This is a genomic window from Streptomyces sp. NRRL WC-3549, assembly GCF_000721935.1.
In the GTDB taxonomy this organism is placed as follows: domain Bacteria; phylum Actinomycetota; class Actinomycetes; order Streptomycetales; family Streptomycetaceae; genus Streptomyces.
The window spans coordinates 19786-19993 of sequence record NZ_KL585401.1; the positions used below are offsets into that span (position 1 = coordinate 19786).

Consider the following 208-nt stretch of genomic DNA (forward strand, 5'->3'; position numbering starts at 1 on the left):
AGTACCACGTCGAGTACGGCTACTCCTGCATGGGCTACGAGATCCCGGCCGCCCTCGGTGTCCAACTCGCCGTGCCCGGCCGCCCCGTCTGGGCGCTGGTCGGCGACGGCACGTACCTGATGAACCCCACCGAGATCGTCACCGCCGTCCAGGAATCCCTCCCCGTCAAGCTGGTCGTCCTCCAGAACCACGGCTACGCCTCCATCGG

General features: G+C 67.8%; 1 protein-coding gene. It reads left to right on the top strand.

Features of this window, described 5'->3' with window-relative positions; all coding sequences use genetic code 11:
* Positions 1-208 (top strand): thiamine pyrophosphate-dependent enzyme (locus IH13_RS0116535; protein WP_037841525.1); only part of this gene is annotated, 208 nt, incomplete at both ends.